The organism is Streptomyces sp. SID5910 (assembly GCF_009862125.1).
Classification (GTDB): Bacteria; Actinomycetota; Actinomycetes; order Streptomycetales; family Streptomycetaceae; genus Streptomyces.
Map to the genome: position 1 here is coordinate 1 of NZ_WWHX01000304.1, position 8121 is coordinate 8121.

Annotated in this window: 8 protein-coding genes; 7 read left to right on the forward strand and 1 reads right to left on the reverse strand. The window is 72.0% G+C overall.

The features are described from left to right. Positions 1-96: 96 nt before the first annotated feature. Positions 97-1107: a substrate-binding domain-containing protein gene (locus tag GTW67_RS10350; RefSeq protein ID WP_161164505.1), complete on the reverse strand. Its 1011-nt coding sequence runs from the start codon at positions 1105-1107 to the stop codon at positions 97-99. 107 nt (positions 1108-1214) lie between these two features. Between GTW67_RS10350 and GTW67_RS10355 the strand changes: the two genes are divergently transcribed. The 7 genes from GTW67_RS10355 (at position 1215) to GTW67_RS10385 (ending at position 7935) form a co-directional block, all read left to right on the forward strand. After that, positions 1215-2474, forward strand: coding sequence for an MFS transporter (locus GTW67_RS10355; protein ID WP_161164506.1), 1260 nt, complete (start codon positions 1215-1217; stop codon positions 2472-2474). Positions 2475-2483: 9 nt separating this feature from the next. Next, positions 2484-3845, forward strand: a complete 1362-nt coding sequence (pafA, locus tag GTW67_RS10360) for a Pup--protein ligase (protein ID WP_052837743.1) — start codon at positions 2484-2486, stop codon at positions 3843-3845. Between the two features lie 150 nt (positions 3846-3995). Further along, the gene (locus GTW67_RS10365) at positions 3996-4997 is read left to right on the forward strand and encodes an FKBP-type peptidyl-prolyl cis-trans isomerase (RefSeq protein WP_161163604.1); all 1002 of its coding nucleotides are present in this window, start codon (positions 3996-3998) and stop codon (positions 4995-4997) included. A 67-nt stretch (positions 4998-5064) separates the two neighbouring features. Then, the gene (locus tag GTW67_RS10370) at positions 5065-5436 is read left to right on the forward strand and encodes an FKBP-type peptidyl-prolyl cis-trans isomerase (RefSeq protein ID WP_161163603.1); all 372 of its coding nucleotides are present in this window, start codon (positions 5065-5067) and stop codon (positions 5434-5436) included. Positions 5437-5584: 148 nt separating this feature from the next. Next, a complete protein-coding gene (locus tag GTW67_RS10375) occupies positions 5585-6538 on the forward strand; it encodes a helix-turn-helix transcriptional regulator (protein ID WP_161163602.1) in 954 nt (317 codons plus the stop codon). An 18-nt stretch (positions 6539-6556) separates the two neighbouring features. Further along, positions 6557-7645, forward strand: coding sequence for a helix-turn-helix transcriptional regulator (locus GTW67_RS10380; protein WP_346010562.1), 1089 nt, complete (start codon positions 6557-6559; stop codon positions 7643-7645). Positions 7646-7701: 56 nt separating this feature from the next. Beyond that, a complete protein-coding gene (locus GTW67_RS10385; protein ID WP_202436839.1) occupies positions 7702-7935 on the forward strand; it encodes a hypothetical protein in 234 nt (77 codons plus the stop codon). The last annotated feature ends 186 nt before the right edge of the window (positions 7936-8121 follow it).

Sequence of the window (8121 nt, forward strand, 5' to 3'; positions counted from 1 at the left end):
CCGGGCACCCCGGCAGCGCCGGGCCGCGCACCCACCCCCGGCCCGCACCCGCGCCGGGCACCTCGGCAGCGCCGGACCACGCGGCCCGCGTGGTGGCTACGGCGGGGGGCCCGTGGAGCCTCGTACGACCAACGTCACCGGGATGTCGCCGGCCTCCGGGGTGGTGCCGTCCAGGACTGCCAGCAGCGCCCGCATCCCCCGGGCGCCGAACAGTTCCGCGTCCAGGCGGACCGTCGTCAGCTCCGGGTCGATCGCCGTGGCCAGGCCCAGGTCGTCCAGGCCCGTGACCGAGAGGTCGTCGGGGATGCGGAGCCCCGCCCGCCGGGCCGCCTTGTACGCGCCGACCGCCAGCTTGTCGTCGTCGCAGACCAGCGCCGTCGGGCGAGGCCCCGGCCCCGCGAGTGCAGTCGCCGTGGCCGTCAGCGCGTCCTCGATCGAGATGGCGGACCGCGCGGTGCGCAGCGTGGTGCCGGGGACGGCGTCCAGCCGCGCCGCCAGCTCCCGCGCGCGGACCTCGAAGGTCCAGGACGGGACGTCCGCCGCGAGGTGCAGGAAACGGCGGTGGCCCAGCCCCAGCAGGTGCTCCGCGAGCTGGCGGACCGCGTCCGCGATGTCCAGGTTCACCGTCGCCGCGCCCAGGCTGCCCTCCGGGTCGCTGTCCAGCATGACCAGAGGAAGCTGGTCCCCCCGGATGGCGGAGAGCGCGTCGGCCGCCATCGAGGACGCGATGACGCCGTCCAGGGCGGCCTGCGCGGAGGCGAACGGGTCCCGGGCAGGGCCGACGCCCTCCGGGGACGGGTAGAGGACCACCCCGAAGCCGTGCTCCGCGGCGACACGCGCCGCGCCGGTGTAGACGCCCGCGAAGAACTCCGTGGTCAGTGCCGGGACGACCAGCAGGACCGTGCGCGTGCGGCCCAGGCGGAGGTTGCGGGCGGCGAGGTTCGGGCGGTAGCCCAGCGCGTGGGCGGCCTCGCGGACCCGCTGGGCGGTCGGCTCCGACACCCGGCCGCGCCACTTGTCGCCGAGGACCAGGGAGACCGCGGCCTGGGAGACGCCGGCGGCCTGGGCGACGTCCCGGCTCGTGGGGCGGGTGCTGCCTCGTGCCACCGTTCGCCTGCGCTTTCGTCTGGACTCGTGAACAGCCGACATGGTACGTATGGCGACGCAAGTTATACGTAAAACCTCATTGAGGTCTCATGCGAAGGGGGTGGGTCGTGGTCGCCGGATACCTGGACATTCTCCGGGCGCGGCACGCCGTGCGGCTGCTCGTCGGCACGCTCGTGGGGCGGTTGCCCAACGCCACCGCGGCGATCGCGATCGTGCTGTTCGTGCGGGCCGAGGGCGGCTCGTACAGCCTCGCGGGGGCCCTGGCCGCCGTGTACGGCGTCGCCAACGCCGTCGGGCAGCCCGTGCTCGGACGGCTCGTCGATCTGCACGGGCAGCCCCGGGTGCAGCTGCCCGCCGCCGTGCTGTCGGGGCTGGCCATGGCGGTCTTCGCCTTCGCCGGTACCGACCCGGCGGCGCTCGCGTACGTGGCCGTGGGCGCCTCGGGTCTCTTCACGCCCCCGCTGGAGGGTGGTCTGCGGGCCCTGTGGCCGAGTGTGCTCCGCGAGGAGGACCAGGTGCACACGGCGTACGCCATGGACGCCGTGGCGCAGGAGGTCATGTTCACCGTCGGGCCGCTGCTCGTGACGGTGTGCGTGTCCCTGTGGTCACCGCTGGTGGCGCTGCTCGTGCTGAACGCGATGGGCGTGCTGGGTGCCCTGTCCGTGGTCGTGTCGCCCCCCTCGCGCGCGTGGCGGTCGGCTCCGCGCGAGGCGCACTGGCTGGGCGCCCTGCGCTCGCCCGGCCTCCTGGCACTGCTGGGCGCCTTCCTGTTCATCGGGATGGCGCTCGGCTCCATCACCGTCGCCTCCGTGCCGTACGCCGACGCGCACGGCGGTGACGCCGTCTACGGCTGGCTGATGGCCGCCCTGGGCCTCGGCGCGCTGGTCGGCGGTGCCGTCTACGGGGCCCGGCAGTGGGCCGGTGACCCGGCGCGGCGACTGAGGCTCCTGGTGGCCCTTCTGGCGGTGTGTTACCTGCCGCTGATGCTGACGCCGGGCGCGGTCGCCATGGTGCTGCTCACTGCGGTGGCCGGAGTCTTCCTCGCGCCCTGCATCGCCTGCGCGTTCGTCCTCGTCGATCTGCACGCGCCGCGGGGCACGGTGACGGAGGCGTTCTCCTGGCTGGTGACGACGTTCACCGTGGGAGCCTCGGTCGGAACGGGCCTCGCCGGGCCGGTCGTGGAGCACGGCGGGGCGCTGTGGGGGTTCGCCGTGCCCGGGGCGGCCGGTGTCGTGTCGCTGCTCGTGCTGGCCTGCACGGGACGGGTCCTCGCAGCTCCCGCGCGGGGAGCGGTCGTTGCGGCTTCATCGGAAAATGATCCAAACCGTGCCGTCGAACCCCGTTTCAGTTCGGGTCATCAGGCGTAATGTTCAGTCATGGACCGCCGCATTTTCGGGCTGGAGAACGAGTACGGCGTCACGTGCACGTTCAGGGGACAGCGCCGCCTGTCGCCTGACGAGGTGGCGCGGTACCTCTTCCGCCGTGTCGTGTCATGGGGCCGCAGCAGCAATGTCTTTCTGCGCAACGGCGCCCGCCTCTATCTCGACGTGGGATCACATCCGGAATACGCCACACCCGAATGTGACAACGTGATCGAACTCGTCACCCACGACAAGGCGGGCGAGCGCATTCTCGAAGGACTCCTGGTGGACGCCGAACGACGCCTGCACGAGGAGGGAATCGCGGGCGACGTCTACCTCTTCAAGAACAACACCGACTCCGCGGGAAACTCCTACGGCTGCCACGAGAACTATCTGGTGGCCCGGCACGGGGAGTTCTCCCGGCTCGCGGACATCCTGATTCCGTTCCTGGTGACCAGGCAGCTGCTCTGCGGTGCCGGCAAGGTGCTTCAGACGCCGCGCGGCGCCGTGTACTGCGTCAGCCAGCGGGCCGAGCACATCTGGGAGGGCGTCTCCTCGGCGACGACCCGGTCCCGGCCGATCATCAACACCCGCGACGAACCGCACGCCGACGCCGAGCGCTACCGGCGCCTGCACGTCATCGTCGGCGACTCCAACATGTCCGAGACGACCATGCTGCTCAAGGTCGGCGCCACCGACCTGGTGCTGCGCATGATCGAGGCGGGCACGGTGATGCGCGACCTCACCCTGGAGAACCCGATCCGGGCCATCCGCGAGGTCAGCCACGACATCACCGGGCGGCGCAAGGTGCGCCTGGCCAGCGGCCGGGAGGCGTCCGCGCTGGAGGTGCAGCGGGAGTACTACGAGAAGGCCGTGGACTTCTGCGAGCGCCGCGGCATCCGCACCGGGACGGTGGAGCGGGTGCTGGAGCTGTGGGGCCGCACGCTCGACGCCATCGAGGCCGAGGACCTCGACCGCATCGGCACCGAGATCGACTGGGTCATGAAGTACAAGCTCCTGGAGCGGTACCGGGCCAAGCACAACATGACCATGTCCCACCCGCGGGTCGCGCAGATAGACCTCGCCTACCACGACATCCACCGCCGTCGTGGGCTGTACTACCTGCTCGAGAAGAAGGGCCAGGCCGCCCGGGTCGCCAACGACTTGAAGATCTTCGAGGGCAAGTCCGTCCCGCCGCAGACCACTCGGGCCCGGCTGCGCGGCGACTTCATCCGGCGGGCCCAGGAGCAGCGCCGGGACTTCACCGTCGACTGGGTCCACCTCAAGCTCAACGACCAGGCGCAGCGCACCGTGTTGTGCAAGGACCCGTTCCGGTCGGTGGACGACCGGGTGGAGAAGCTGATCGCCGGAATGTGACCGGGAGGCACCGAGAAGGCGCCCGCACCCGAAGGGTCCGGAACGCCACACGGGCACCGTACGTTATCCGTACGGTGCCCTTCTCACGCCGTAGAGTTGCGCGCACGCCAGCAGACACGATCGACCGACACCGATTACGAGGCCCCCACCGTGCGCCGACGCTCCCTCCTCATCGCCGTTCCCGCCGGACTGGTCACGCTCGCCGCATGCGGTGACGAGGACTCCGGTTCGAGCAAGGCCAGCGACAGCGCGTCGCCCCAGGCGTCGGGCACGTCCGCGCCGCCGTCCCCGAAGATCGTCGACGGTCCGCTGCCGGCGATCACGGCGGGCACGAAGTTCGGTGAGAAGCCGACGGTGGCCAAGGGCAGCGGCGAGCCGTCCAAGGACCTCGCGGTGAAGACGGCGATCGCCGGCGGCGGCAAGGCGGTCGCCGAGAACGACTTCCTGGTGGCCGACTACCTGGGCCAGATCTGGGACAGCGCGAAGGTCTTCGACAACTCCTACGACCGCAAGACGCCGATCGTCATCCAGCTGACGCAGGGCAGCATCATCGACGGCTGGCGGTACGCGCTCGCCGGCAAGAAGGCCGGCAGCCGCGTCCAGTTCTCCGTCCCCCCGGCCTACGGTTACGGGGACCAGGGCAGCCCGCAGGGCGGCATCAAGGGCACCGACACCCTGGTGTTCGTGGTCGACGTGAAGGACACCCTCAACGCCAAGAGCTCCGCCAAGGGCAAGGAGGTCCCGCAGGACGACGCGGCGCTGCCCAAGGTCGGCACCGACACCGACGGCGCGGCGCCCTCCATCGAGGTGCCCGACACGGCGGCGCCGAAGAAGCTCGTGGCGAACTACGTGATCGAGGGCGACGGCCCCGAGGTCGCCGCGCAGAGCACCGTGCTCGTGCAGTACAAGGGCGTGGTGTGGGACGGCGGCAAGGAGTTCGACTCCACGTACGGCAGGAAGCAGCTGACGTCCTTCTCGCTCCAGCAGGTCGTCAAGGGCTGGTCGCAGGGCCTGACCGGCAAGAAGGTCGGCAGCCGCGTCCTGATCGTCATCCCGCCGGAGCTGGGGTACGGCGACAACCCGCCGCAGGGCAGCGGCATCGAGAAGGACTCGACGCTGGTCTTCTCGGTCGACATCCTCGCGACGATGTGATCCCCCGGGATGTAAGACTTGGGCGTTGCCTTCCGACACACGAGACAGACAAGCAGGAGCCAGACACGTGAGCATCGACAAGCCCGAGATCGACTTCCCGGGCGGCGAGCCCCCGGCGGACCTCGAGATCAAGGACATCTGGGAGGGTGACGGCCCGGTCGCCGAGGCCGGTCAGACCGTGACCGTCCACTACGTGGGCGTGGCCTTCAGCACGGGCGAGGAGTTCGACGCCAGCTGGAACCGCGGTACGCCGTTCCGCTTCCCGCTCGGTGGCGGCCGTGTCATCAAGGGCTGGGACCAGGGCGTGCAGGGCATGAAGGTCGGCGGCCGCCGCCAGCTGACCATCCCCGCCCACCTCGCCTACGGCAACCAGAGCCCGACCCCGGCGATCCAGCCCGGCGAGACGCTGATCTTCGTGGTCGATCTGCTCGGAGTCTGATCGACGTGTGATCGCTGTCCGAACGGACAGTGATCAGAGCCGGTCATTCGGGGTCCATGCCTGTCCGGGCATGGGCCCTCGGCTTTTGCCGCGCCACCGCGGGGCGGTACGGTCATCCGTCGTAAGCACCATAGGGAGAAGGGCGTCGATGGCCATTGCCAAGGCCGAGCGGCTGATGAACCTGGCGCTGTGTCTGCTCGGGACGCGCCGGCCACTCAGCAAGCGCGAGCTGCGTGACTCCATCGAGGCCTACCTCGAGGCGGGATCCGACGACTCCTTCAACCGCATGTTCGAGCGGGACAAGGACGACCTGCGGGAACTCGGCCTGGTCATCGAGACCGTCGAGGGCCTCGACGGCGAGATCGGCTACCTCGCGCGCCGCGACAGCAACCGACTGCCGCCCATCACCCTGGACGCCGAGGAGGCCGCCGCGCTCGGGCTCGCCGCCAAGGTCTGGCAGCAGGCCAGGCTGGCCGGCGCGGCCAGCGGCGCGTTGCAGAAGCTGCGGGCGGCCGGGCTGCCCGAGGACGTCGACCCGTACGGGGCGCACAGCGCGCTGGAGCCGCGCATCCCCGTGCACGAGGCCGCCTTCGAGCCGCTGATGCTGGCCTGCCGCGACCGCCGCCCGGTCCTCTTCGAGTACCGCAAGGCCAACGCCGCGCAGCCCGAGCCCCGGCACGTCGAGCCGTGGGCCCTGGAGTGCTGGCGCGGCCACTGGTACCTGGCCGGCTTCGACCGCGACCGCGGTGCGGAGCGGGTCTTCCGGCTGTCCCGGATCACCGGCAAGGTGCGCTCGCGCGGGGCGCGATTCACCGCCCCCGTGCCCGACGTCGTCACCGTCCGTGAGACGGTCGCGAGCTGGGCGGGGGAGACCGCCGACCGCTCCGCGCTGATCCGGCTGCGGTCGGGCGCGGGCTACCCCCTTCGGGCGAAGGCCACCGCCGTGCGGGAACTCGGCGACGGCTGGGACGAGTTGGAGATTCCGTACGGGCACGGCCTCGACGCCTGGCTGGTCGAGTTCGGACCGGACGTCGTGGTGCTGGAGCCCGCGGAGCTGCGCGCGGACGTGGTGGACCGGCTGCGTGCCGTGGCCAAGGGCTGAGGGGGAGCGGACAACACAGTGGCAGGCAAACCGGTCAGGCCCGTGAACGCCATCGACCAGACCCGACGGATGCTGTCCCTGGTGACGTATCTGCGCGAGCGCCCCGGCGCCCGTGTCGAGGACGTCGCCCGCGCCTTCGGCATCACCGAGGACGAGCTGGTCTCCGACCTCGACGTGCTGCCCATGTGCGGCACCAGCTTCCGTGGCGGCGATCTGCTCGACATCGACACCGACGGCGAGCGCATCTGGTGGCACAACCCCGCCGCCCTCGGCGCCGACGCGGCCGAGCCGCTGCGGCTCGCCGCCGACGAGGCCACCGCGCTGCTCGTCGCCGCCCGCGCCGTGGCGACCCTGCCCGGCCTGCGAGAGAGCGACCGGCAGGCGCTGCTGCGGGCCACCGCCAAGGTGGAGACCGCGGCCGGCGAGGTGGCCGGCGCCAGTTCGCGCCTGTCCGTCACCTTCGAGTCCGAGGGCGGCGTCTTCGCCGACGTCGACCGGGCGATCTCCGAGCGCCGGCGCCTGTGGATCCGCTACTACTCGCCGGCCCGCGACGAGCTCACCGAGCGCGAGATCGACCCCATCCGCCTCGTCAGCGTGGGACACACCTACGTCGAGGCCTGGTGCCGCCGCTCCGAGGCCCGGCGCACCTTCCGGCTCGACCGGGTCGCCGAGATCCGGATCCTCGACGAGCCCGCCGCCCCGCCGGAGGTGGAGCTGCGGGACCTGTCCGAGGCGCTGGTGCAGCCGGCCGCCGAGGACCCCGAGGTCGTCGTGGAGGTCGGCCCGGGCGGACGCTGGGTCGCCGAGTACTACCCGCACGACAGCGCGGAGGAGCTCGCCGACGGCGGCCTGCGCATCACCCTGCGCACGCCCGACCCGGCGTCCCTGCGGAGGCTGGCGCTCCGGCTCGGGCGCGACGGCCGGATCGTCTCCCCGCCCGAGCTCGCCGGCAGCGCCCGGCAGGCCGCCCGCGAGGCGCTCGCGGCGTACGACGGCATCGAGGCCGTCGCGGCGCACGGCGCGAGCCCGGCCCGGGAGGACGCGGTGGGACACACGGCGGCCGACCGGACGGGCACCGCGCACGACGGGCAGGAGCGGGCACTGTGAGCGAGGCGACGGGGCCCGGCCGGCCGGGCGTGACGGCGGCGTCCGCGTTCGCCGGCATGAGACGCGTCGCCCCGGTCGTCTTCCGGGCCGGCTGCCCGGACTGCCGGGGCCGCTTCGAACTCGCCGCGAGCGCCCTGCGCCTGGCCATCGGCGCCACCAGCCGCACCACGTTCTACTCGTTCACCTGCCCCGAGTGCGGGTCCGCCGTCCGCAAGCCGGCGGGGGAGCGGATCGTGGAGCTGCTCACCGGCGGCGGGGTCAGGACGCTGCGTCTGCACTCCACCGTGTGACCGGCCGGCGTTCACGACCACGCGCCGGGACGGTCTAGGCTCGGCGTCATGTTCTGGCCGATGTTCGCGGTTGCCGTGGGTTTTCTGGGTCTCGCCGTTCTCGCGGTGCTCGCTGTACGGGTGTTCGTCGAGGCACAGCGGCTGGGCCGGCAGGTGACGGACTCGGCGTCCCGCATCAACCGGGCA

What these genes read in the sequence shown, in the direction of transcription:
- GTW67_RS10375 (WP_161163602.1), top strand. Translation starts at nt 5,585, where the DNA reads ATGGCCATTGCCAAGGCCGAGCGGCTGATGAACCTGGCGCTGTGTCTG.
- pafA (WP_052837743.1), top strand. Translation starts at nt 2,484, where the DNA reads ATGGACCGCCGCATTTTCGGGCTGGAGAACGAGTACGGCGTCACGTGC.
- GTW67_RS10385 (WP_202436839.1), top strand. Translation starts at nt 7,702, where the DNA reads ATGAGACGCGTCGCCCCGGTCGTCTTCCGGGCCGGCTGCCCGGACTGC.